21 protein-coding genes and 1 tRNA gene are annotated in these 21,491 nt (G+C 47.8%); 9 read left to right on the forward strand and 13 right to left on the reverse strand.

The window, feature by feature from the left end:
- Complete coding sequence (locus D0S45_16695) at positions 1–1,026, forward strand: adenylate/guanylate cyclase domain-containing protein (GenBank protein TIH12959.1); 1,026 nt, start codon at positions 1–3, stop codon at positions 1,024–1,026.
- 5 nt (positions 1,027–1,031) lie between these two features.
- Here D0S45_16695 and D0S45_16700 read toward each other — a convergent pair whose 3' ends face one another.
- The 4 genes from D0S45_16700 to D0S45_16715 all read right to left on the reverse strand — a co-directional run bounded on the left by D0S45_16700 (position 1,032) and on the right by D0S45_16715 (position 6,615).
- Positions 1,032–2,381, reverse strand: coding sequence for an extracellular solute-binding protein (locus tag D0S45_16700; GenBank protein ID TIH12960.1), 1,350 nt, complete (start codon positions 2,379–2,381; stop codon positions 1,032–1,034).
- On the reverse strand, positions 2,371–4,524 hold the full coding sequence (locus tag D0S45_16705; protein TIH12961.1) for an adenylate/guanylate cyclase domain-containing protein: 2,154 nt from the start codon (positions 4,522–4,524) through the stop codon (positions 2,371–2,373). Before D0S45_16705 ends, D0S45_16700 begins: the two co-directional genes overlap by 11 nt.
- A gap of 249 nt (positions 4,525–4,773) precedes the next feature.
- Positions 4,774–4,860, reverse strand: a tRNA-Leu gene (locus tag D0S45_16710).
- A gap of 57 nt (positions 4,861–4,917) precedes the next feature.
- Complete coding sequence (locus D0S45_16715) at positions 4,918–6,615, reverse strand: hypothetical protein (GenBank protein TIH12962.1); 1,698 nt, start codon at positions 6,613–6,615, stop codon at positions 4,918–4,920.
- Positions 6,616–6,767: 152 nt separating this feature from the next.
- On the opposite strand from D0S45_16715, the gene D0S45_16720 reads away from it, so the two are divergent.
- Positions 6,768–7,457, forward strand: a complete 690-nt coding sequence (locus D0S45_16720; GenBank protein ID TIH12963.1) for a TVP38/TMEM64 family protein — start codon at positions 6,768–6,770, stop codon at positions 7,455–7,457.
- Between the two features lie 3 nt (positions 7,458–7,460).
- Here D0S45_16720 and D0S45_16725 read toward each other — a convergent pair whose 3' ends face one another.
- From D0S45_16725 to D0S45_16745, 5 genes are read right to left on the reverse strand one after another with little or no spacing between them, the layout of a single operon-like run.
- A complete protein-coding gene (locus tag D0S45_16725; protein TIH12964.1) occupies positions 7,461–8,681 on the reverse strand; it encodes a hypothetical protein in 1,221 nt (406 codons plus the stop codon).
- On the reverse strand, positions 8,678–9,862 hold the full coding sequence (locus D0S45_16730; GenBank protein TIH12965.1) for a patatin: 1,185 nt from the start codon (positions 9,860–9,862) through the stop codon (positions 8,678–8,680). Before D0S45_16730 ends, D0S45_16725 begins: the two co-directional genes overlap by 4 nt.
- 58 nt (positions 9,863–9,920) lie before the next feature.
- Entirely contained in the window at positions 9,921–10,484 is a 564-nt protein-coding gene (locus D0S45_16735) for an arylesterase (protein TIH12966.1), read from the reverse strand.
- Positions 10,485–10,486: 2 nt separating this feature from the next.
- A complete protein-coding gene (locus D0S45_16740) occupies positions 10,487–11,020 on the reverse strand; it encodes a hypothetical protein (protein TIH12967.1) in 534 nt (177 codons plus the stop codon).
- 23 nt (positions 11,021–11,043) lie between these two features.
- Complete coding sequence (locus tag D0S45_16745) at positions 11,044–11,661, reverse strand: hypothetical protein (GenBank protein TIH12968.1); 618 nt, start codon at positions 11,659–11,661, stop codon at positions 11,044–11,046.
- A 239-nt stretch (positions 11,662–11,900) separates the two neighbouring features.
- Between D0S45_16745 and D0S45_16750 the strand changes: the two genes are divergently transcribed.
- From D0S45_16750 to D0S45_16760, 3 genes are all read left to right on the forward strand, one after another.
- A complete protein-coding gene (locus D0S45_16750; protein TIH12969.1) occupies positions 11,901–12,104 on the forward strand; it encodes a hypothetical protein in 204 nt (67 codons plus the stop codon).
- A gap of 90 nt (positions 12,105–12,194) precedes the next feature.
- The gene (locus tag D0S45_16755; protein TIH12970.1) at positions 12,195–12,563 is read left to right on the forward strand and encodes a hypothetical protein; all 369 of its coding nucleotides are present in this window, start codon (positions 12,195–12,197) and stop codon (positions 12,561–12,563) included.
- A gap of 157 nt (positions 12,564–12,720) precedes the next feature.
- A complete protein-coding gene (locus D0S45_16760) occupies positions 12,721–13,161 on the forward strand; it encodes a response regulator (GenBank protein ID TIH12971.1) in 441 nt (146 codons plus the stop codon).
- A gap of 107 nt (positions 13,162–13,268) precedes the next feature.
- Here D0S45_16760 and D0S45_16765 read toward each other — a convergent pair whose 3' ends face one another.
- The 4 genes from D0S45_16765 to rfbA form a co-directional block, all read right to left on the reverse strand.
- Positions 13,269–14,231 carry a D-2-hydroxyacid dehydrogenase gene (locus D0S45_16765; GenBank protein TIH12972.1) on the reverse strand — a complete coding sequence of 321 codons (963 nt, stop codon included), beginning with the start codon at positions 14,229–14,231 and terminating at the stop codon, positions 13,269–13,271.
- A 38-nt stretch (positions 14,232–14,269) separates the two neighbouring features.
- Positions 14,270–14,821 (reverse strand): PilZ domain-containing protein, encoded by a 552-nt coding sequence (locus D0S45_16770; protein TIH12973.1) that lies wholly within the window; start codon positions 14,819–14,821, stop codon positions 14,270–14,272.
- A 431-nt stretch (positions 14,822–15,252) separates the two neighbouring features.
- On the reverse strand, positions 15,253–15,738 hold the full coding sequence (locus D0S45_16775) for a hypothetical protein (GenBank protein TIH12974.1): 486 nt from the start codon (positions 15,736–15,738) through the stop codon (positions 15,253–15,255).
- Positions 15,739–15,740: 2 nt separating this feature from the next.
- Positions 15,741–16,619, reverse strand: a complete 879-nt coding sequence (rfbA, locus tag D0S45_16780; GenBank protein TIH12975.1) for a glucose-1-phosphate thymidylyltransferase — start codon at positions 16,617–16,619, stop codon at positions 15,741–15,743.
- 132 nt (positions 16,620–16,751) lie between these two features.
- Between rfbA and D0S45_16785 the strand changes: the two genes are divergently transcribed.
- From D0S45_16785 to D0S45_16800, 4 genes are all read left to right on the forward strand, one after another.
- Positions 16,752–17,456 (forward strand): DUF1614 domain-containing protein, encoded by a 705-nt coding sequence (locus D0S45_16785; protein ID TIH12976.1) that lies wholly within the window; start codon positions 16,752–16,754, stop codon positions 17,454–17,456.
- Between the two features lie 20 nt (positions 17,457–17,476).
- Positions 17,477–18,253 (forward strand): MogA/MoaB family molybdenum cofactor biosynthesis protein, encoded by a 777-nt coding sequence (locus D0S45_16790; protein ID TIH12977.1) that lies wholly within the window; start codon positions 17,477–17,479, stop codon positions 18,251–18,253.
- A gap of 112 nt (positions 18,254–18,365) precedes the next feature.
- Positions 18,366–19,790, forward strand: coding sequence for a TolC family protein (locus D0S45_16795; protein ID TIH12978.1), 1,425 nt, complete (start codon positions 18,366–18,368; stop codon positions 19,788–19,790).
- A gap of 370 nt (positions 19,791–20,160) precedes the next feature.
- Positions 20,161–21,072: a lytic murein transglycosylase gene (locus tag D0S45_16800; protein TIH12979.1), complete on the forward strand. Its 912-nt coding sequence runs from the start codon at positions 20,161–20,163 to the stop codon at positions 21,070–21,072.
- Positions 21,073–21,491 lie beyond the last annotated feature (419 nt).

Raw genomic sequence — 21,491 nt, forward strand, 5'->3', positions numbered from 1 at the left:
ATGAGTTTTGATCTTTTTGAAAAAGAGGTCCGTATTCTTGAGCGGGCGAAAGCTCTGCTGGAGTCTGGAGCAATTGCCGACAAAGATATAGCAAAGGAGTTTGCTAAACTTCATAAAGGTTACGCAAAGCTTTTCAAGACCACCAGACGTTTGGTCAAGATGAGTGATCGCAATGAGGAAAAGCTTAATAAACTGGCTCACTCACTTGATGAGAAAAGTACCATGCTTGAACAGTTGTCTGTGAAATTATCTAAATATCTTTCTCCACAGGTTTATGAGTCCATCTTTTCCGGGGCGCAGGACGCCAGCCTGACCACCAAGAGAAAAAAACTGACGGTGTTTTTCAGCGACATAAAAGATTTTACTCGGACAACCGAGGATTTGCAGCCGGAAGATCTGACCTCACTATTGAACATGTACTTCACTGAAATGTCCTTCATTGCCCTGAAGCATGGAGCGACAATTGATAAATTTATTGGTGATGCCATGCTCATGTTTTTCGGTGACCCTAAGAGTCGAGGGGTGGAAGAGGATGCCCGTTGTTGCCTGCGTATGGCTGTGGAGATGCAGCGGCGTATGGTAAATCTTAAAAAGATATGGCTTGAGCAGGGGTACGATAAACCTTTTCAGATGAGGATCGGCATTAATACTGGCTATTGCAATGTCGGCAATTTCGGCAGTGAAGACCGCATGGACTATACCATCATCGGCGGGGAAGTGAATCTTGCCGCGCGTCTGGAATCCAATTGTGATCCCGGTGGAGTCCTGATGTCGTACGAAACATATGCCTTGGTGAAGGATCTGGTGGAGACTGAAGAACGTGAACCTATCCGGGTTAAGGGTATCCGGCGTGAGGTCAAGCCGTTCTCGGTGTTGAATGTTAATGATGGCAGCGGTGTAGAGGGAAATGTTTTCCGGCAGAGCTGTGACGGTTTCAGTCTTTTCCTGAATCAGGACAAATTGTCCGGGCAGGATCGCGAGAAAGTTAGGCAGGAGCTTATTGATGCACTCGATTCTCTCGGATAGGTTTCCTAATTCCCACTTATTTTTTTCATTTTTAGAGCTGCATTGCGGACGGCCTCAGCAGAAGGTATTTGGCGATTCAGGGTCTGGTCAATCATTTCCGGTATGATGCCTTGTTCCGAGCATTGCGAAGCTTGCGGGATAAGTTCGCCGTCTATCAGGCTGAAACTTTTAATATCATTAAAACTGGAGACTATTTTACGCACTCTCTTGCGGGAATACTTCTGGAAGACTCCTTGCGCATCGCGATAGAAAGCCGGATTTGAGGTTACGCTTTTTAACATGGGAAGCATGCCGCCAGGAACCATGTGCAACCATGTTATGTAGGCGTCTTCCTGATAGAGGAAATTGGCGAAGCGTACTGCGGCATCCTGTTTTTTCTTATCTCCTGCTTTTAGCAGGCCAAGGGCGTGGATAACTCCGTAAGCGGCTTTGCGGGAGCCTTTAATGCTGGAAACCATGCCTGTATTTTTTAGCAGTATTCCGTTGTACTTTGCCCCGTTAAGTTCCTTGAAATTGTCCGGCCCGAGGGAGTCTGCGGCAATGGCCGGGATGGCGAGATCGTCCATGATAAAGGTGGAGTAGAACATCATGGCCAGCTTGCCCTGCATGTAGAAGTCGCGGCCCCGCCACCATTGCGGGCCCGGCGGTGTGTAGCTGGAAAGTTCCTTGTAAAATTTAAGGGTGGCGGCTGTTGCTGGGGAATTAAAAATTACTTTGCCGTCTGTGTTGAATTCTGAAACCCCGGCTGAAAGGGCCAGATGGGTAAAGACCTGTTCGGCATAGGCGTCATTGCGTGTTCCGATCAGAATGCCGTAGCGTCCGTTTTGCGGATCGTGAAAGGCGCGGGCTGCGTTGATGATATTTTCCCAGCTATCCGGCGGGGCCAGCTCCTTTTCTTCAAACCAGTCTTTGCGGTACCAGATGCCCTGAACCCAGCCGTTGAAAGGCAGGCCGCAGTATCTCCTATCCGGCAACCTGAATTTCTCCAGCGGTCCTGAGAAGAAGTTTTCTTCACCTACATGGTCCAGAACTTTTTTAGTCGCGCAGCAGTTAATCCAGCCATTCTTGCTGAATGCCACCATGAGATCCGATGAACAGCTGATGATGTCCGGTCCTGTGCCGTTGGCGCGTGCCGCCTTTAGTTCCGCTGCAATTTTATTTTCTTCAACTCCACGCACGGTCACTTTTATGTAGCGGTTGTGTATTCGGAAGGCACGGATGAGGTATTCAATTACCGCCTGCCTGTCTGGAGCTACTTCTGTGGTCCAGAAGGTGATGGAAGTTTTTGCATGTGCGTTGTTGCAGAACAGGCAGAGCAGTATAATCAGCAGGATTCGGAAAAGTTTATTTGGCATTGAATGAAATCTCCCCTTGCCAGCCTTTTTCTGAAGGATGAACTGAGAACTTGCGGGTTAAATCTATGTAATAATCCGCCAGTTGGTCCGGTCCGTTTGTTTTGATGTAGGCATCAAATAGTTTTGCTGCTTCTGCGTAATTGCATGCCAGTAGTGTGCTTAGTGCTTCTTCCCATTGTTGCGCTTTGGATTCATCCTGCGGTCCGACTGCAAATTGAGCGTATTCTCCATTGCTATCAGAACGTGTCCCCATCAGTTCGTACACACCGGAACTTTGGGTGGTGCCTTTGGGGATTACGCGTCCGGCAAAGCGGAACAGGAATTCATCTCCTGCCAGTTCTTTTGTGGCTTCGCTGACCAGGATTTCTGTTCCGAGGTATTTATTCAGTCCTTCAAGCCGGGAAGCAAGGTTCACCGCAGCACCTATGGCTGTGTAATCCATGCGGTCCGATGACCCGATGTTGCCCACAACCGCATCCCCGGTATGGATTCCCAGTCGGGTCAGCATTTCGGGTTCGTTGCAGTCCCGGCAGTGGGAATTGAATTCATTGAGGGTCTTACGACAGTAGAGAGCAGTTAGACAGCCATTGCGGGCATGCTGCTTGTCGTTCACCGGGGCATTCCAGAAAGCCATGATAGCGTCCCCGATGTATTTGTCGATGGTGCCGCCGTTCTCGAGGATAACTCGGCTCATGCTTTTCAGGTAACTGGTTATTGTTCCGGTAAGTTGTTCCGGCGTCATGGTCTCGGATATGGTGGTGAAATCTTTAATGTCGGTGAAAAGAAAGGTCAGCTGTTTTCTTTCGCCTCCCAGTTCAGGAACAATTCTATTTACAATCATGGATTGTACCAGTGGACGGGGAATGTATTTTCCAAAGGCATTAAGCGTTCCGCGCATGGTCTCTGTTGCCTTGGAAAGGTCGCGGACCTCAACAATGTTGGAATTAATTTCAACCGGAATATCAAGTTTGAATTGTTGGATATTTTTAACGCTATTGGTCAACTCAATCAGCGGTTTGCTCAGTCTTTTGGCAACCAGATGGATGATGGGCATAAATAGTAACAGAATTCCCAGTGATACTAGCAGGGTATTTTTACCGATATTTGCAATGGGTCCGGTGAAGAAGGATTCGGGTACGGTGATAGCTACGAAAAGCTCTTTGCCGTATTCCTTGGGGAGCGGGTCTACCAATGAGATGTATTTCTTGCCCTCGACAACCAATTGGTGGATGCGTAAGTTCGCGCCGATGTTTTTTTTATGGTTAGATATCAGCGAATTGAGCACTTGGTTTTTTAGTCCGGCAACTTTTGGATTCCCTCTATTGTTCGGGTTGGCGTATATGCTTTGACCCAGTCTATTCATATTGTGGTATCCGTAAAGATCTCCCGATGGTTCAAAGATCATAATTTCGCAATTATTACCGACCAATTGTTTTTCCATGAATCCGGACAAGTTCGCCAGGGAGATGTCTACTCCGAAAACTCCGGGCACTGCGCCGTCAAAATGGCGCGAGACTGTCAGGCCCGGTTCACCTGAAAGGGTGAATAAGTATATATCGCTCAGTACTGTTTGGTCAGTCTCTTTTGCACTGCGGTACCATGTGCGAAGTCTTGGGTCGTAGCCAGGGTTGCTGTCTGATTTAGAGCCGATCGTTACAAATCCTTCATCCAGATATTTGGTCAGTTCATATCTCCTGCCGCTGGGGAGATGTCCGATGGTTTGGGTATACCACTGGGCTTTTTCCGGGATATTTTTTTCTTTTTTCATTTCTTCCCTGTTCCGCAGAGAGGAAACAAGGAAGAAGTCTCCATCAGCAAAGCCTATGAATATGGATGTGAAATCTTGGTGTTCCTGCAAGTACCTGAAAAATGCATTGCTCATGGGATGTGAGTGCAGGGACGGCTTTTCCTCTATTTCATTAAATCCGACATAGGTGTTCACGGTTGTGAAGGCAGTATCGAATATGTTTTGGGTTTTTGTTCCAATTGCTGCCCCGGTCTGTTTAATCAGTTGCTCGGCTGAAAAAAGCGCGATTCGGGAATTCTGCACATATCCATAGACGACCACACAAAGGACTATTGCACAGATCAGGGTCGTGAAGATGGTTAATATATTGATATAGAGAGGAACCGTTTTTTTCATGTAATATATCCAAAGCACATCTATTTTTTTTGTGTTGATAATTTCTATAATTATACATGTGCTGCAAATAATCTCAATGATCAAACAAAGTTTTTAAAAACTATCAGCTGCGTGTGCGGGGCGTTGAGAAGAGAATTAACGTTTGGAAATTTGATAAATCGGGCTATCGCCCCCTTTGTCTGGCGTAGACCCCATAAAAAAAGGGTTTACATACAAAATGAATTTGTATGTAAACCCTTAATTTTCTTTTGGTACCGGGAGCGGGACTTGAACCCGCACAATCCAAGGATTACGAGATTTTAAGTCTCGGGTGTCTACCAATTCCACCATCCCGGCACGAAGTAATGCTTGATATACTGACTCTATTGCGTAGTCAAGCCAATAGGCAGCTTATTACAAAAGATTTTTCATGTCGAGATAGTTCCGGTACAGCCTTTTGCTGATACGTGAGAACTTGTCGAGGTCGGAAACGATTTCAAGGCCGGGGATAATCGCCCTAGTTACCGGGATTTCAAGATCCTTGCGGGTCAGGTCCACGTAGTATGGAGCGAAGCCGTTGGCAGCCAGAGTGTTTTCAATGACCATCACATCACCTTCCGCGCTTCCGGTGCTAAGATCTGGCAGATCTTCCAGTTTGCGGACCGGAAGTCCTTCGGGTGCTTCGGCAGTGGGCGGTCCGGGGAAGGGGTATGGGATTTCGGTGAGTGCTGAGAGCAGGGCGCGTTTGCCGGAAAGCGAACAGCCGCCGCCGTTGTTGATGTCTCCGTGCTTGCCTACAGCAAAGGCGGTGTAGCAGGGAACACCAAGCTCGGAGGTCATGTCCTGAAACCAGACCTTGATTCCGCTTTGTTTCAGCGCATTGAGATGCTTTTGCACTTCTTCATCATCGGTCTCGATGGTGAAACATTTTTCCTTATCAAAGGGGATAGTGGCGTCTGAGTCGCGTTCCAGAACTTCCAGCAGTCCGCTTAGGCGTGCTTCAGCCATTGTGTTGCCGGAAGCAAGTCCGGTGGAGCTGAGGCCGCTGAACAGGTTCTGTTCATCAAGGTTGCAGAACAGGAAAACATGCTGCACCGGAACTTTTGCCTGCACATGTTTTTCTCCGTCAAATTTTTCCGCTGGCATCCACCATAATTGCTGATTCTCGTAAGGAGCTTCAAGTCCGAGGTCATCCGGGTTGATTGCCGGACTTTCCTTGGAAATTTCCTCGTATGATCCTTTGCTTACGGGCAGGGCGGCGGTGCGGTTTGCAACTCCGGACTTGCCGATGCTGGCGTAAGAACTGACTCTTTCGGCTACTTCCATGGCACAGGAGACACAAGCCTGCTCAAAGGTGAAGCCGCGTCCGTAGCTGGTCTGCATGGCGCGCAGGGAGTTGCTTAGGCTACCGTTATCTGCGCGGTTCTCCACCATCCAGTGATGGAGTACTGCAAAGGGGCTGAGGCATCCTTTCTGGCGCATCTGGGGGCCCATAAATACGTCGACAGCCTCAAGCTTCTTGTTGGCGTTGGCAGTGACTTCTTCAATGGGGGCACGTTCTTTGGCTGGAGGAAGTTTGTCTTCTGCTTCCAGATTCTCACGAACAGTGGAAGCTGTGGTGAAATCTTTGGAAGGCAGGTCTTCTTTGCTATAGAGTTGTTCAATTCCTGCCTCTTCAATTGTCGGAAGCTCTTCGTGCATTTCCATATTGTCGGAAAAAATTCCGGTCCATTTGTTGTGCAGAGGCTGGTCTTCCAGTAGATGGGAACGCAGATGCAGGGTCGGGCTGAATTCCTTGAGTTCTTCGGCATCAAAGGTTGCTTCCACCTCGGCGCGCAGAGAGGCAAGGCGGGGGTGAGTGATGGCAGCTTCGTAGATGAGCGCGGCGAGTACTTTCTTCTTAGGGTCGCCTTTGATTTCTTTGATCAATTTCTGGATTTTGCGGGTGCGGTGTTTGCCCAGTATTTCCAGCATGTGGCGGTGCATGAATTCGTCATGCGGGTGTGTTTCAAGATGGGCCAGTACTTCGGAGAAGCTCAGGTTGGGACCGGGGAACGCGGCAAAGCATCCGGTTCCGGAAAGTGTGTCCATGAGTTTGAGTTCGTAGCGCATATTTTCCCCTGATTATTGTTTTCTGAACTAAATTTTTTCAGTAATTAAACATTGAGTCGGTCAGCGTTTGTTATCCTTATCTTTAATGGATGTCACGCGAACTTCCGACCGTGACGGTATGATATTTAAAAGATCAAGTGAAGTGGGAAAATATGCATCCAAAAAAAAGATATTCAAAAAAACTATTTTTGCATGGAGCCGTGATTGCTCTGGTTATTGGAGTGTTGTCATTTGCAGCCGAGCATTACGGAGAAGGACATCTTTCCGCTCTTACTGCATGGATTGAGGCCAGCGGTAATTTTGCACCATTTTTGTTCATGATTATCAATGTTGTGGGCATGGTTCTGGTTATTCCTCAGACGTTGTTTACGGTGGTGGCCGGGGTTCTTTTTGGTGCGGTCAAGGGAACAGGCCTGTGTTTGCTGAGCATGGCTGTGGGATCGTCCATATCCTTTTTTCTTGGGCGGTTTGTGCTGCGGGGACGGGTGTTCAAGAAATTTCGCACTGACCCGAACTTCATGAAAATGGAGATGCTCAGCCGCAAGCATCCGCTCAAAGTTCTGGCTTTAAGCAGAATTGTCCCCGTGGTTCCATATTCTGTAGCCAACTATCTCTGGGCGGCAACCGGGGTGCGTTTTTTGCCTTTTCTGATTATGAGTGTGGTTTGCCTGATCCCGGAGACGGTCTTTCTGACTGCGGGGGGACATCTCCTTTCTTCCGGGGTTCGTATGGGAACTGTGAACTGGGAAATGTTGGGCGTGCTGGCTGTTGCGGCCGCGCTGATCTTTATTCTCGTACGGGCGGTGCGGCGCAGTCTTGATGGAGAAGAAAATAAAAATTAATTATTATTGCAGAACCGTTGCCAAGGATTTCTGCCCAGACTCCACCCGCATAATATAGAGCGGTTTTTCCGCGCCGTGGCCTTGAAATGTTATTTTTCCGCATACCCCTTCGAAATCTTTGATCTGCGGTAATCCGTTACGGATTGCCTTTGAGGTCGATCCGTGTTTTTGCGCGGTGGCTGCCAGAAGCATGATGGAATCAAAGCCCAGTGCGGCGTATCCGGTTTCGGGCGTGCTTCCGAAAAGTGCTTTGTATGATTCTACAAACGAGCGTACCAGTGGTGCTTCGCGGTCCATTGCCGCTTGTGAGGCAAAGTAGATTCTTGACGGGTATGCTTTTATGGTCTGCTGCATGGGGACAGTGTCAAATGAAGTCCCACCTAGGATGGGATAGGTTTGCTGTGCATCTTTGAGTTGCGTCAAGAGTTTTGCTGCGATGCGGTCCGGGGCGAAAATAACCACCGCTTCTACCTGCGGCTTGGCGGGTTCTGTGTCTCGTTTTTGGATGGTGATCCCTACTGCGCTGTCCACAAAGTCACTGGCTCCTACTGTTTCGTTGATAACAGTGCTATTTGTAGGCTGCGGCGGGACAAGCTCTTTCAGTTTTTCACTGATGAAAGATAAATCCGGGTCCGGTTCGGTGATGCGCATCTCAGCCATGATGTTGCCGTTGTTCTGTTTGAAGCGACGGGCAAAGCTGTCTGCCTGCCGGGCAGTGCTGTCTGCAAGGTCGGAGCGGATTAGCATGATGTTACTAATCTGCATAGTGTTGCTTGCAAATTCCGCCAGCAGTTGTCCGGTCCTGATATCCGGCACGGCAAGAGTGAAAATATTCGATCCGATGTGGGAGAGCGCATCTGCCTGCGCTCCAGTACATAAAAAGGGGAGCTGTACGGCCTGAAATGCAGGCCCTGCGGTGAGTGCTGCGTTGTCATCAATTATTCCGGTGGCGGCAATGATTCCTTTGGACTGGGCCAGCTTGTTAGCTCCTTTGAGGATTCCAGTGGTTTCACCTGTGCTGGATTCCACCTCCAATCTTATTTTATTTTTGCTTTTGGATTGGTTGATTTTTTGTACCGCGAGCAGTGCCCCGTTCAATGCTTCCTGTGCTGTGGGGGCTTGACTGTCCTTCAGGCCGAAAATAGTCCCCAGTACAATCTCCCCGGCTTGAAGTGGAGAAATCATTAAGCAGAATATGACCAGCAATCCAGTTAAGATTTTCATGTGCCACTTCCTTTACGTTCTTTGCGTGCTTTGATGATTTTGAAAGTGCGTTTTTGAGGCTGCTCGTCTGTTTTTTCTGAGGCGGTGTTTTTTTCAGGTGTTTTTTGCTCAGAAACAACTTGTTTCTTTTTTTTAGAAACACCCTGTTTCATTTTTTCCACTGCCTCTTCATGTCTTCTGTTTTCAGCTGTGGCTTTTGCCTGCGAAAGCTTATGCTCGGATTCTTTTCTCAGACGTTCAGCCTCACGCAGCTTCGCTTTGGTCTTAAATTCCGAGATAGCTTCCTTGAAATCTGTTTTTTTGTTGGTGAAGGCTACTTTTCCGGCGTGCACGATTTCAGTGAGTTTATTTACCTCCCAGAGTTCAATGGGCCGGGGGTGTTTGATATAGACCGGGATGATTTCATGGTGGTGCAGGTCAATTGAAAGGGGAAGCTGGCTGGTTAGGATGGAGCGTTTGAAGATGCGCGAGGTATTGAAATAGCTGGATACAAAACTGTCCGGTTCCGGGTTGCAGGCATCATCAAAATAAATGGCGATAATGATGTCGATCTGCCTTTTTACGCATTCCATGATGGGCACTGGGGATGAAAATGCGCCGTCAATAAGACGTTTGCCATCCACATTGCCCGGAGGCATGAGCGGGTAGATGGCACTGCTTGCATAAATTGCCTGAGCTAGGTTGCCTTTTTCAAGGATAACCGGTTTCCCGGTTTCAAGGTCGGTGGTAGCTATCAGGGTTTTGGGAGAGAGGTCGGAAATATCAGTTTTTTTGAATAGGGTTTCGTATGTGCGGCGCAAACAGTCTGTTTTCAGGATACCCGATTCAGCTGTAAATCTACCCATACCAGTGCTGGCGATGTCCAGTACGGAGTTGTAGTCCACGTCAGTGTAAAAACGCGGGTCCACGGTTTTGGAAAAGACTTCCTGAATCTGTTTGAGGTCGTACCCCGCACCCATGAATCCGGCCAGAAGCGCGCCGCCGCTTACACCAATAACAAGATCCAGATTTATTTTTTCTTGTTGCAGGTATTCGATAAAAGGCAGGGCACAGAAGGATTTGATACCTTCCGAACCGATAATCAGAGCCACAGAAGGTCGTTCAGGGGCTTTTTGTGCTTTTTCCTGCTCTTCTGTTCCGGTTTTCTGTTCCGGGGACTCAGGAGTCTTGTTCTCTTCCATCTTTTCTCCATTCTTTAGAAGAAAAGATACATGGGCTAAGTGGAAAAAACAATATTAATTACCCGGAGATGGGCTCCAGAAAAGATTTGAATGCCGGGAACATGTTTTCAACCATGACAGCTACGCCTTCACTGTTAGGATGTACTCCGTCCGGCTGGTAGTATTCCGGGGATTCTCCGATCCCTTCGGTCAGGGACGGGTAAAGCGGGATGTTGAATTTTTCGGCAACTTCTTTGAAAATGAGGTTGAACTCAGTGGCGTAGGATTGAGGGGTAAAGTTCATGGATTTGAAACCGAGCAGCAGGACCGGGATATTCGCTTCCTGAAAAGCTTCCACCATGCTTGAAATATTCAGTTTGGTCTGCTCCGGGTCCATGAGCTGAAAGCAGTCGTTGGCCCCGAACTCAATGTAGACCGCATCGGGTTCACTCTCAATTACATTGGCAAGGCGGAAAAGCCCGTCCGCGGAAGTATCCCCGGACAGGCCGAAATTGTTTATTGCCACATGGAAGCCTTCTTCCAGCAGCTTGCGTTCAAGCTGAGCCGGAAGGGAACTGTATGCCGGAAGTCCGTATCCCTCGGTGAGGCTGTCCCCGAATGCTGCCAATGTGATCTTTGCCATGCCTACTTTTCTCCCTCGCGCAGCCAGCCTTGGAATTTTGATACTTCGTCTTTCCACTGGTCTGAGATTCGGATGGTGATGAATTCTTTAAAAACGTGGTCAAATAGGGTGATGCATTTTTCGATCAGGTAGATCTTTTCCAGAAATTTTGCATCCGGGTCATCTCCTTCCTCGTCTTTCATCTCCACTTTGGGGGTTTTAAGCCCGCTCATGGTGAAATCTTCGGCCTTGAGCTGAACCTGCCAGAGGTTTTCGTCAATTTCCATTTTCAGCTGACAGCGGGTAACTTTCTTTCCGGTACGCAGACCGTAAAGTACTTCAGTCATATCTCCGCTAGCGGAATTGACTGTTGCAGTGTCCACGTTTTCGCCGTCGCCGCCCTGAACGGACATGCGTTGTTCCATGTAAAGCATGAAGCGTTCGCCGCTTTCAAGTTCAAACATGCCGTCGCGAATTTCACTTTTATACCAGAGCCAGGTCAGGAAATCCTGGCCCAGAAGATTGTTTTCCCTTTCGGCAAGCATCATGAGGTCCATAACTGGTGCTCCTTTGAGTAAATTTAGCCTACAAAGTAGGTGGGGTCGAGCGATTCAAGTTTCTGTACAGCCTCTTCGCCAAGGATTTCCATGGCCAGAAAGAAGGGAGTCAGCGGTTCAAGAGTCAATTCGAAGGTGTCGGAAAAATGGTCGGTAAACAGATCCATTACCTTGGTGTTGGTGGCAGCAAGGTAGACTCTATTCTCCGGTACGTTCCAGACCACATCGAAAACTGCCGGGATAGGCAGGGAGCGTGCACGCAACTTAAGGGAAACTTGTTCCTTGATTTCCCTTTTACGGTCACGGGAGATGAAATTTTTTCCTTCTTTTTTGGCTTCAGCCAGCTCATGATTCAGCGCGATCTGAAAATGCTTTTTCAGTACTGCGGGCTGGATTCTGCGGGTATCGAGGCGTAGGGAAAAAGTGAAATACTGGGCTTTTTCCGGCGGTGAGACAGCCCATTTGTCGTCGAGCATATCATCCATGTTCACCCAGCCGAAGGAACGTTCCTCAGCTGTATGATCAATATCCATGAAAGCGAATTTGGCTAATTTTTCGGGAATTTCCCGGATAAGTTCATCGCTGACTTCTTCCAGAATCCTGTATCTGGTGATTCCCGTGCTGGCTGAAAGTATTGGCAAAGCATGCTCCTTGAACCGGCTGTCATCCTATTGGCGGTGCCGGATTTATTTCGCTGTGAAGGTAAACACAAACGTTATCTGTTATGACCATTTTTTCAGGATGTAAAGGGAAAGAATTCCCGATTCATCCGGTATGGCATATTAGGTGCATAATATATTTCAGTTGTAGAAGATTGTAAATCAGGCAACCCCCCTAAGGAGGAGTCAGTTAGAGCTGATGCAAGCTGGTGGAGGTCACCATGACACTCATCGAAGTACGGACCGAAGATAATTATATCGTAATTGGTAACCAGCGCAGAAAAAAGTTGACATCTGACGGCTGTAACGAGCCGTTTAAGGACCGTTTCTGGTGTCCGCGCAAAAAGTGGTTTATGAAAAGGGCATGTCCGTTCATAAACAAAATAGAATGCGGAAACTATCGCCAGATGTGCGGTTCGTTATAATTTGCTTAGCACTGATGGAAATTTCTTAACTTCTCTTGCTTTTGTTTTGTTCGAGTCCTAACATTCGTGCAAAACTAAAGCGGAGGAGAAATGAATTCCGGTAATCCATATGAACTGCTGGCGGACCGTCTGGAGTTGGTTGCTACGCAGGTTCGCGAAATTGAAAGTCTTGGGCGCAAAGCTTTGTATGCAGGCAACGATGAGGATGCTTACCGGGATTTTATGCGCCAGAAGGCCATGAAACTGGCCGGTCTTGCTGATGAAGTGGCTTCGCAGGCTCAGCTCGTGGATGATGCGCTTAAAGAACGTATTGAGCTTTTTTCTTTTTCAGCTTCTCAGGCACTTAAAGTCGGTAGTGTCTTTTTTATGTCCGCGCTCCTTTATCCCGAGGATTACCGGGAAGGGGACCCTAATGATCTTGAGAATTTTGTGGTCAAAGTGAGAGCAATGGTTAAGTGATCAGAAACATTAATTTGCGCATTTTGCTGAATATGTTATTTTGTTTCTACTAGCGGTTGCTTTTGCCAAAGTGTTCGTATATCAAATGGCGTCGGGTGAATGGGAGGAGCAGACTGCCTTCGGGAGTCTGTTTTTTGACTTATAGCAGGGTATCTAAATGCTTAACGCTGAGAAATGTACTGCCGAAACAAATTTTGCCAACGGAGCAGTCAGGCCTTTGAATATTTTACTTGCCGAAGATTGTGAGAACAACGTGCTTCTGGTGCAGCTGTACCTGAAGAAGCTGCCGTATTCTATTGATGTGGCTGAAAATGGTAGTGAAGCTTTTGAGCTGTTTCAGCGGAAAGTATACGATGTTGTGCTTATGGATATAGAAATGCCCGTGACTGATGGTTACGAGGCAACTACACTGATTCGCGGTTTTGAACAGGAAAACAGTCGCGAGAAGACTCCTATTGTCGCTGTTACAGCCCACGCTCTGCCGGAAAATGAGGATAAAGCCTATGAAGTGGGCTGTGATTATTTCTTGACCAAGCCGGTCCGCAAGGCTGATCTTATCTCTACTGTCCAGAAATACGGGGCCAGCGAAGCCATTTAGTGTTACGACCTTAAAATGGATTTATATTATTTTGGGCTGACATAGTTAAATGTCAGCCCAAATTTTTTATATCAAGTTCAGATCTGTAGAATCAGGTAAATGCAACACTAAACTCCGTTTACTACATTTACCGTCTTCCCATTCAGAAAAGCTTTCACATTCTCAACGGTTGTGTCGGTCAATCTTGAGCGGGCCTCAAGAGTTGCCCATGCAATGTGCGGAGTAATGGTCAGGTTCGGTGTTCCTGAAAGTGGATTGCCGGGCATCATGGGTTCTTCTTCAACCACATCGAGTGCGGCTCCGGCGATAATGCCGCTGGTCAGTGCTGCGGCCAGATCTGTTTCATTAATGAGCGGTCCGCGGGCGGTGTTGATCAGGTAAGCATTGCTTTTCATGGTTGAGAGCAGTTTTTTATCGACGAATTTTTCATTGTCAGCAGTCAGCGGGCAATGCAGTGAAACAGCATCTGCTTCCCGGAAAAGTTCTTCAAGGGATACGAAGCTGAACGGGGTATACTCTGGGGCTGGTTTCGGTCTCGGTGCATAAACCAAAACTTCCATACCGAATGAATTGGCGATGGTTCCTACTTTTTTTCCAATATCACCGAATCCAACTATGCCTATTTTTTTTCCGGCCAGTTCAATGAGCGGTGCGTTCCAGAAACAGAAATCCTTCTGTTGTGCCCACTGGCCCTCTTTTACTGCCCGGTCGTGCATGGCAACCCTGTTGGAGTGGTTCAGCAGCAGGGCGAAAACGTGCTGGGCAACTGAAGGGGGAGAGTATCCCGGAACATTTGATACCGGGATGTTTCGTGCTGCCGCTGCTTCCAGATCAACTACATTGTAGCCGGTGGCCAGCACGGAGATAAATTTAAGTCTGGGCAGTTTCTTGATGATTTTCGCACTGAGGGCGGTTTTGTTGGTCAGGATAATATCCGCGTCAGCGGCGCGCTCGATTATGTCTTCCGGTTCTGTGCGGTCATGTACGGTGAGTTCGCAGATTTCTTCCAACCCGGTCCATGGATTGTCGCCGGGATTGAGAGTGTAGCCGTCGAGGATAATAGTTTTCATGGGCTGTTTTTCCGCAATTCCCGTCTTGAAAGTCGGGGCTAGAGTTTGAATTTTTTATCGGATGTCGGAGTGAGCCCTCTTTTTTTCTGGGCTTCGATTTCTTTCGCCACTTCTTGTTCGGTCATGTCCGGGTGTTTGCCGGAGTGCTTTTTCTGGATCAACCGTTTCTGGGCGGCAAGGACAAGCTTGCTGATGACTTTGTCCTGAGATCTTTCAAGGTCGGTAAATTCGCAGCCCACTATTTTGGGGGTCCGTCTGGCAATTTTAAGCTTCAGATTTTTCAGCACAGGCTTTCCAGACCAGATCAAAACTGCGTCCACAACTGTGCCTACTGGAAATTCTTTACTGCTGGCAAAGCCGATGCCGCTGGCACTGATGTCTATAATACGGCACTTGACTCTGGGCACACGGCAGATGACATGCATGTTGTCTACATCAATCCGGTAAGCTCTGCGCGCGGCAGGGATGTCTTTTTGCGGCTTGAATTCGATGTCCAGCGACTCGTCTGTGCTTCTGCCGAGCATGCGGTCCAGCTTGGTTTTTAACTTGCTCACCAGTCCGGGTTTACTTTTTACCTTATCTTTCCCCATTCTCGTCCCCTGATGGAAGTGTAATGCCGTGGTCGTTAAGCGCGGTATAATGACCTGGTATTGCTAATCTTAATTTATTCCTGCGCTTTCTATTATCATATCTGTATAAAGTGGTTTGTCAATATTTATACTGAAACTAGAGCTTGACATTATTGAAAAATATAGCGAAGAATAATGAAAATTTTGGTAATAAATTGGGTTAAATACTTGGAGGTATTTGGGAATGATCGGCGAACTCATCAGTAATATGGGGCACAGCACTACTGCTGGATTTGTAGGTGTTTCTCTTATCTTTGGTTACCTTGCATGGATGCTGTACATGATATTTTGCAGGATCAATGAAGGCAAAAAAGAGGGTCACCATTAGGAAATTTTCGAAAAGGACTACGGTCCCTTTCAAGCAAAAAAGGCCCGCATTTGCGGGCCTTTCTTTATTTTAATTTGCTGTTTATCTCAGTCAGTTGTTCAAGCACAATGGCTAACTGGGCATCGAAGATATGGGCCAGATCCTTTAATTTCTGATCTTTGGCCTTAGCCATAATATCGCGGATAAATATTTTTCGCCGATCGAAATCATTGTAGGCGTAACCACATTTCCTTTTGAGCAGACCTGCTTCCCTGCTCTGAAATTTCTTTTCCCGTTTCACAAGGTTCACTACCGAGAATAGTGAAGTCAGGCTGTGGACCTGCATTTTACTGGTTTTGCACATGTCCGCCATATCTTGCAGGGCATAGACCCGGTCCGGCTGGGCGTCGGCTCCGGTTATCTTGTCTATTTTCATGCCCAGTGTCCTGAAAGAAGCTTCAACTCCAGATAGTTTGCCGAACTGGGCTGAGATATCCGGGGCTTCGCAGAATCCCGTACAGGGGGCAAGCAGGGCCATGGTGATGATTAAAGTGATGAATGTTTTTTTCATGGTTAATCAGCCTTTGCGTCGTTATAAATTTCCATCAGGTATTGACCGTAATCGTTTTTGAGCATGTCGGTGGCCATTGCTTTCAGCTCCTCGGAAGTGATGTAGCCCATGCGGAAGGCGATTTCTTCCAGACAGGCAAGCATGAAGCCCTGTCTTTCCTGTACTGCTTCAACATAAGAGGCTGCCCGGAGCAGGGATTGGTGGGTGCCCATATCCAACCATGCGTAGCCGCGCCCAAGCAGTTCTACATTGAGTTTGCTTCGTTTGAGGTATTCGTTGTTCACATCGGTGATCTCAAGTTCTCCGCGTGCAGAGGGCTTGATACTTTTGGCTATTTCGATCACTGAGTTGTCATAAAAATACAGTCCGGTGACCGCGAATTTAGATTTCGGTTCTTCAGGCTTTTCCTCGATACTGATCACGGACTGTTTTTTGTCGAATTCAACCACACCATATCTTTTGGGGTCTTTGACCGCGTAGGCGAAAACTGTACCGCCGTCTTTACGGCAGGCTGCTTTTTGCAGGATATGTGGCAGGTCGTGTCCGTAAAAAATGTTATCCCCGAGGATCAGGCTGACGCTGTCGTCCCCGATGAAATCTTCACCGATGATGAAAGCCTGCGCCAGACCTTCCGGTTTGGGCTGAACTTTATAGGAAATATTAACTCCGAGATTTGAGCCGTCACCGAGGAGGTCTTCAAATCTATGCAGGTCTTCAGGGGTGGAAATGATCAGGATATCGCGGATGCCCGACATCATATGGATGGAGAGCGGGTAGTAGATCATGGGCTTGTCATAAACAGGCAGAAGCTGTTTACTGACCACCCTTGTCAGGGGGTAAAGTCTTGTGCCGGAACCTCCGGCAAGAATAATTCCTTTCATGTTATACCTTCCTCACGGTGATTATCTTTGGTAAAGCCGTACTTAAATTAGCAATAAAATCTTGAGGTGTCTGCACTTATAGCATTAAATGGCCTGAATATGTCCACATCTGCAAAAAAGGAGTTTCGTTCGATGCGCGGCCCCATGTTCTCTCTGCCCACAGTTCTTTTTCTAGGCATCATTTTTTTTGTCCTCATATTCTTTTTGTTTATATTTGTACAGGTTGGTCTCGTAACCGTGGCTTTCTCCAAGCTGGGCCTGACTGCGGGACAGGGATTCCTGCTGCTCATTGCTACTTTATTCGGGAGCGGGGTTAATATTCCGGTATTCCGTTCGGAAAGGCTGGTTCCTGATGTGAGAGTCAGGCGGGTGCGCATGTTCAATCCCTATTCTCCGCTGGATGCTCAGCGGGATGCGGCAACGCTGACCAATCAGGTGGTGGCTGTTAATCTCGGCGGCTGTGTGATTCCGGTATTGCTTTCTCTCTCTTTGCTCAGCAGGTCCGGTTTTGATTTTTCTATCCTGCTCTGCGTGGCTGTGGTCAGTGTGGCCGCTTATGTTCTAGCCCGACCTATTCCGGGAGTGGGGATCGGAATACCGGTGCTTATTCCGCCGCTGATTACCGCTCTTGCAGCCCTGATTTTTGTGCAGGGTGAAATGGCTCCTATAGCGGCTTATGTTGCAGGAAGTCTCGGGACCTTGATAGGTGCGGATTTGTTGCACCTCGCCACTCCGGCCACCCGGCGGGTACTTGATGCTCCAGTGGTTTCCATCGGCGGGGCAGGAACTTTTGACGGAATTTTTATCACCGGTATTTTGGCTGTTCTACTGGCCTGATTCTGATAAGGAGTTTTTTTGTGCTTAAATGTGATTTTTCTACGATAAAAGATGCAGGTGTCGGCAGTAGGATCGTGTTAAGTGATTCTTGTTTCCAGCCGCAAGGGTGTGTCTGTGTGTCCGTGTCTGGAGATGTAAGAGGGCTGCGGGCCGGGATGATACTTGAAAGCGACGGCGCTGGGCTGCTGTGCATTGTTTCGGGGGGCTGGACTTCCGGTGTGCCGGGAGCAAGATCGTGGACAGCAGAAGTTTTGGCAGAATTGCCGCATGGTGAGGTTGATCTTTACGTGAAGAAGGAGGGGTACTCCCTTGCTTATGTCACTTTGAGTGACAAAGGTGCAGCCGGGGAAAGAAAGGATGAAGCCGGACCGCTTATTGCTGAAATGATAAAAAATGCACTTCCGGTTTCCATTACTCAAGGGTATTTGATCCCTGACGAAAGCAGTGATCTCAAAGCATTACTCATGCATCTTGCCCATGTGGATGGTTTTGATCTGATCATGACCACCGGCGGGACCGGGGTCGGGCCGCGAGATGTATCCCCGGAAGCGACTCTTGCGGTGATAGAAAAGAGATTGCCCGGATTTGAGCGGGCCATTACTGCCACAGGACTGGAGAAGACTCCTCACGCCATGATTTCACGTGCCGTGGCCGGAACTTTGGGGGAGAGTGTTATTGTGAATTTCCCCGGCAGTCCTAAAGCAGTGCGGGAAAGTCTTGAGGCTGTTCTGCCCGCCCTGAAGCACACTGTCGATAAGTTGCAGGGCGATAAAACCGATTGTGCAATTGTTTCGTAGCGTTTTAAACAAAAATGATGCTTGATTCCTTGCGCAGGAACATCTATATAGATTTTGATTTTTGTATATTAATTCTTTCAAAGAAAATAACCGCACGTTCAGGATGTGTAGAATGAAACGCAATGTTCCGTTTTTATTAGTATTGATTTTCATGCTGTCATCAGTCTCCTTTGCATATGCGCAGGAGCAGGGTGAAGAGACTCTTGGTGAAGCTAAGGCTCCGGTTTCCATGGAAGAGGCTACCACTCAGGTACCTCAGGCTGTGACTGATGAAGCCAAGGATGCCGATATGACTCTCACTCTTGAGGAGTGCGTAAAGCTCGGACTGAAACAGAACCCGTCCATTATCGCAGCCCGTAAAGATCTGCTGGCCGCAGAGAGCGATGTTAAGAGACAGCGTGGTGCTTTCGGTGGACCTGTTACAGCCAAGTACGGTTATACCCATAGCGGAGACCAGCCCCGTTCCGGTAATACTCCTGCTGACTATCAGGATAAATGGGCTTTTTCTGTTAACGTAAGCCAGCCGGTTTTTAAAGGTTTTGAGCTGCTTTCAAAATACCAGAAAACCAAGTTGCAGAGAGCTTCAACTGAAGCCAGTCTCTACAATGCAGAGCTTTCCCTGATCAGCAATATCCAGACTTCTTTCCTGACTTTGTTGCAGGGCCGCATGGAAGTTAAAAGTAAGCAGGATTCTGTTGCCCGTCTGCAATCCCAGCTTGATGTTATTCAGGCTTTTTATCAGGTTGGACTTCGTCCCAGAGTTGATGTTTTGCAGGCTGAGGTTGAACTCGCCACCGCAGAACAAGATCTACTCATTGCCAAAAACACAGTTGATTCAAGGGCTGCAAGGCTGAACACCCTGCTCAATCTGCCTATTGAAAAGAATGTGGATTATTCCGGTGAGCTGACTTACCTGCCTTTTTCCATGACTCTTGACCAGTGCATTGCCAAGGCGGACAAAGGTCGTCCCGATCTGAAGATTGCCCGCAAGGCCGTTGAAATTTCCGAAGAAGATGTAACTATCGCTGAAAGTGGTTTTTACCCCGACATTACTGCGGACTTTAATTACAATAGCGACGGCGGTGATCCTTCAGTCAGTAAGAATAAATATAACTACCAGAATCGTCCCGATGACTGGAACGTGGGTGCTAACCTGAACTGGGAAGTTTTCAGTTGGGGACAGACCTACTACGATTCCAAGCGTGCTGAAGATAACGTCAAGAAGATTAAGGCTGAATTTGATAATACCAAGCTTGAAGCTTCTTACGAGATTAAAGATCAGTTGCTCAGCCTCAAAGCTGCCGCTGACCGTATCGGCGTGGGCCGTAAGTCTGTTGAAGCAGGTCGCGAAGGTTACAGAATGGCCATGGCCCGCTATCAGGCTCAGGTCAGCACAAACAACGAAGTGCTTAACGCCCAGTCCCGTTTAAGTGACAGTGAAGCCCAGCTTATTCAGGCCCTGTCCGACTATCAGGTCGCTCTTGCCAAGCTTTACGTTGCTATGGGTGACATGAACCCGTCTCTTAAAACGAACTAGAGGCTGGCTCAGCTTTTAATTCAGATGTGAATTCTTTTCCGGCAGATTGCTTTCAGGCAGTCTGCCGGATTTTTATTGTGGACACCAAGGGTTGATCAAATTTATATTGAGTGAGAGCGGAGGAATAAATGTTCAGAGGGCGGAGCCTTTTCAATAAAGCGAAAGATAAAGAGCAGGAGCAGGATGTTCGTTGCAGTGGGTGCGGCGGGGAGCTGTACACTCACCGTGAATGACGGGGTGTTTTTTTACGCTGCGGGTCCTGCGGTAAGAAATATAATGTTGCTGATTATTCGGAATACATAGACGACGATTTTGAAGAGGAAATGGCTAACGTGCCCATGAACAGGCTTTAACGGAGTAAAAGAGCAAAATGTTTAAGAAATTGGCAGTATTATTTTTCATTTGCTTTCTGGGAAGTATTGGCTTTGCACAAGCAGGGGATTCGCACAGCTGGGACGAGCTTAAAGACAAGCTCGCTGCTGACGGGTTCAACCGTGAGTATGTGGATGCGGTTTTTTCTGCCAGCTCACTGGAGTATGATTCCGCCATGATGGCCCGCAAGATGAGGGTGCTGCTCAAACGCAGGTTTGAGCCTCCGGCAAAGAAAGTGGCTCGTGAAAAGAAATATGACGAGAGATATGTCGGGCCGATTATGCTGGCGGGAGGGTACTCCTATCTGCGTGAACATTATGCCTTATTGCTGGATATAGACAAAGAATACGGTGTTGCTCCATCTGTACTTGTAGCACTCTTGCTGGTGGAGACTAAGCTTGGGTTTACCCTTGGTGATGCCCCGGCTTTCAACAATCTCGCTAATATGGCCGCAAGTCCTGATCCGCTTAAATTTTTTGATAAACTCGGCTACGAGAAGCTGGAAGAAAAGGATATGGTCTGGCTCAAGAAGCGGACTAAGAAAAAAGCTGATTGGGCTTACCGTGAGCTTTCCGCGCTGCTGAAATTTTCTTCAGCGAATTCCATAGTGCCTACCGAGATTCCCGGTTCACCTTACGGTGCTTTCGGGATCTGTCAGTTTATGCCCAGTACTGCTATTCATTACGCCGTAGATGGAGACAAGGACGGGCGTATTGATCTTTTCAGTCGTGAGGATGCTCTGTTCAGCATGGCAAGTTTTTTAAAAAGACACGGCTGGAAAAATACCCTGAGCAAGGAGAAGAAGCTCAAGGTTATTTATCGCTACAACCATTCCATGGTTTATGCCCGGACTATCTACGAAGTCTCCCGGCAGCTTGAAAAGATCCGCTCTACTTTCGGGCCTGATTAATATTTTGCCTCCGGCGGCTGGGGAAGGGGAACTTTTGGGAAAAGTTCCCCTTCCCCAGACCCCATCCCCTCAAAACTTTTCAGTTTGCTTCGCATATAGCCTACTAGAGCAATTTTCAAAACAAAGACCGCAATATCGTGTATGATATTGCGGTCTTTGTCTTTGCAAGTCTTTTCATACGAAGCGGCGAAGCCCCGATAAAAGTTTTTGGGAGAGTCCAGAGAACCTTTTTTTCAAAAAAGGTTCTCTGGCCCCCGGAGGGACTCTCGGTAGAGCTGATGGGATGGTCCCGCCCCTTAAAAAGGGGTATATTTCAAGTTCACCACAACTTCGAAATGGAGGACCATCCCAATGAAAGTAGCTACCATAATCGGAATTGATTTGGCAAAGTCCAGCATCCAGCTTTATGGAGTTGATTC

The organism is Marinifilum sp. JC120, from assembly GCA_004923195.1.
GTDB lineage: Bacteria > Desulfobacterota > Desulfovibrionia > Desulfovibrionales > Desulfovibrionaceae > Maridesulfovibrio.

Excerpts from the sequence above, each read along its gene's own strand:
- D0S45_16715 (TIH12962.1), bottom strand. The coding sequence starts at position 6,615 with ATGCGCTACGAACTCAAACTCATGGACACACTTTCCGGAACCGGATGC.
- D0S45_16770 (TIH12973.1), bottom strand. The coding sequence starts at position 14,821 with ATGGGGAAAGATAAGGTAAAAAGTAAACCCGGACTGGTGAGCAAGTTA.
- rfbA (TIH12975.1), bottom strand. The coding sequence starts at position 16,619 with ATGAAAGGAATTATTCTTGCCGGAGGTTCCGGCACAAGACTTTACCCC.
- D0S45_16725 (TIH12964.1), bottom strand. The coding sequence starts at position 8,681 with ATGAAAATCTTAACTGGATTGCTGGTCATATTCTGCTTAATGATTTCT.
- D0S45_16730 (TIH12965.1), bottom strand. The coding sequence starts at position 9,862 with ATGGAAGAGAACAAGACTCCTGAGTCCCCGGAACAGAAAACCGGAACA.
- D0S45_16740 (TIH12967.1), bottom strand. The coding sequence starts at position 11,020 with ATGGACCTCATGATGCTTGCCGAAAGGGAAAACAATCTTCTGGGCCAG.
- D0S45_16795 (TIH12978.1), top strand. The coding sequence starts at position 18,366 with ATGAAACGCAATGTTCCGTTTTTATTAGTATTGATTTTCATGCTGTCA.
- D0S45_16755 (TIH12970.1), top strand. The coding sequence starts at position 12,195 with ATGAATTCCGGTAATCCATATGAACTGCTGGCGGACCGTCTGGAGTTG.
- D0S45_16775 (TIH12974.1), bottom strand. The coding sequence starts at position 15,738 with ATGAAAAAAACATTCATCACTTTAATCATCACCATGGCCCTGCTTGCC.
- D0S45_16785 (TIH12976.1), top strand. The coding sequence starts at position 16,752 with ATGCGCGGCCCCATGTTCTCTCTGCCCACAGTTCTTTTTCTAGGCATC.
- D0S45_16750 (TIH12969.1), top strand. The coding sequence starts at position 11,901 with ATGACACTCATCGAAGTACGGACCGAAGATAATTATATCGTAATTGGT.
- D0S45_16760 (TIH12971.1), top strand. The coding sequence starts at position 12,721 with ATGCTTAACGCTGAGAAATGTACTGCCGAAACAAATTTTGCCAACGGA.
- D0S45_16765 (TIH12972.1), bottom strand. The coding sequence starts at position 14,231 with ATGAAAACTATTATCCTCGACGGCTACACTCTCAATCCCGGCGACAAT.
- D0S45_16735 (TIH12966.1), bottom strand. The coding sequence starts at position 10,484 with ATGGCAAAGATCACATTGGCAGCATTCGGGGACAGCCTCACCGAGGGA.
- D0S45_16695 (TIH12959.1), top strand. The coding sequence starts at position 1 with ATGAGTTTTGATCTTTTTGAAAAAGAGGTCCGTATTCTTGAGCGGGCG.
- D0S45_16705 (TIH12961.1), bottom strand. The coding sequence starts at position 4,524 with ATGAAAAAAACGGTTCCTCTCTATATCAATATATTAACCATCTTCACG.
- D0S45_16700 (TIH12960.1), bottom strand. The coding sequence starts at position 2,381 with ATGCCAAATAAACTTTTCCGAATCCTGCTGATTATACTGCTCTGCCTG.
- D0S45_16800 (TIH12979.1), top strand. The coding sequence starts at position 20,161 with ATGTTTAAGAAATTGGCAGTATTATTTTTCATTTGCTTTCTGGGAAGT.
- D0S45_16720 (TIH12963.1), top strand. The coding sequence starts at position 6,768 with ATGCATCCAAAAAAAAGATATTCAAAAAAACTATTTTTGCATGGAGCC.